General features: G+C 42.0%; 3 protein-coding genes. All 3 read left to right on the plus strand.

Annotation, left to right across the window (positions count from 1 at the left end; genetic code table 11):
• The coding region (locus A3757_RS11060; protein ID WP_197470007.1) for an ABC transporter permease at positions 1 to 251 on the plus strand (251 nt) is incomplete at its 5' end.
• A 46-nt stretch (positions 252 to 297) separates the two neighbouring features.
• Positions 298 to 756 (plus strand): outer membrane lipid asymmetry maintenance protein MlaD, encoded by a 459-nt coding sequence (mlaD, locus tag A3757_RS11065; protein ID WP_068509377.1) that lies wholly within the window; start codon positions 298 to 300, stop codon positions 754 to 756.
• Between the two features lie 71 nt (positions 757 to 827).
• On the plus strand, positions 828 to 1,507 hold a 680-nt coding region (locus A3757_RS11070; RefSeq protein WP_068739623.1), incomplete at its 3' end, for a phospholipid-binding protein MlaC.

Raw genomic sequence — 1,507 nt, forward strand, 5'->3', positions numbered from 1 at the left:
GCGTTTACGAGGGGTCGTTTTGGGCTAATATGCAGGGCTCGGTAGAGTTTCGTGGAGATATTGTAAATGGCATTATCAAGAGTGTTGTGTTTGGATTGGTCTGTACATGGATAGCAGTGTTCCAAGGATACGATAGTATTCCGACATCAGAAGGGATTAGTATAGCTACCACTAAAACCGTCGTATATTCATCGCTAGCGGTGCTTGGCTTGGACTTCCTACTAACAGCGGTAATGTTTAGCTCTTTCTAAACAATTATTTAAAATAAACTAAACTTTTTAGGGAAAATGACGTCATATGTATGAGAGAACAATAGAAGCGGCTGTAGGGGTATTTATGATAGCCGGATTCGCTGCCTTGGCGTTTTTGGCAATACAAGTGAGTGGTTTAACAAGCGATTCGGCGCGTGATACCTACAAAATATATGCCCAATTTGACGACCTAGGCGGTCTCGCTGTTAGAGGACGGGTGTCATTATCTGGTGTAACGGTTGGAAAGGTTAGCGGGATCAGTCTTGATGAGCAGTCTTACACAGCGCTGGTAGAGATGGAAATATATTCATCTGTTGATCAGCTGTCAGCAGATAGTGTCGCATCGATTCAGACGGCCGGTTTACTGGGAGAGAAGTATGTTGATCTCAGTGTTGGTGGGGAAGAAGAGCTATTGAAAGACGGCGATACCATTTTTGATACGCAGTCTGCGATGAATTTAGAGAAAATTATTGGTGCGTTCGCCTCGGGCCAGATAGATCTCTAATTAATGGTGTAATGACTAGTTTTGGGTAGCTCCTATCCTGGTTCACTTCTATTTGATAAGAATTTAACGTTATGAATAAAGCATTTAAGTTGGTTACTCTTTGGCTGGTTTTGGCGCTTGGTATTGCAGCAGCTCAAGTATCTTACGCAGCGACCACGACCGCAAGTCAGGGTCTGGAGTCTGAAGAAATCAGGCTGACTGTTGAGAAAAATGTTACTGAAGTGTTGGAATTATTTAAGGTAGAAAGGGAATACTACGAAACTGATCCAGAGCGCTTTTTAGCGAGTATGGATGGTGCACTAAATAAAATAGTGGACTTTCGTCGTATCGCTGCACGTGTCATGGGAAAGTATGGCCGCAGGGCTTCTAAGGAACAAAAAAATCGATTTGTTTCGGTTTTTAAAGATAGTTTGTATACGACCTATACCAAAACATTGGTGGAAAGTGGTGTCTTTGATATCAAAGTAACAAAAGCCAAGCTTAATAGCCGTAGTGATAAGAAAGCTGTGGTTGATATGCAAGTGATAACAGATAATGGCACTGTGCTGCCGGTTGCTTATTCGATGTATTTAAATAAAGAAAATCAGTGGCTGATGGAAAACGTAATTGTTTTCGGTGTCAACGTTGGTTTGGCCTTCAGGGATCGTTTTGCTCTTCAATATAGGAAAAGCAAAGGCGACCTCGACTTAGTTATTGATGGGTGGAGTGTCGACCTAGATATTAAGAAACCTGACGGTACTGATATTATCAT

Source organism: Oleiphilus sp. HI0117, assembly GCF_001635235.1.

Bases quoted from the DNA above. Each gene is read 5' to 3' on its own strand.
- mlaD (WP_068509377.1), top strand. From the start codon at position 298: ATGTATGAGAGAACAATAGAAGCGGCTGTAGGGGTATTTATGATAGCC.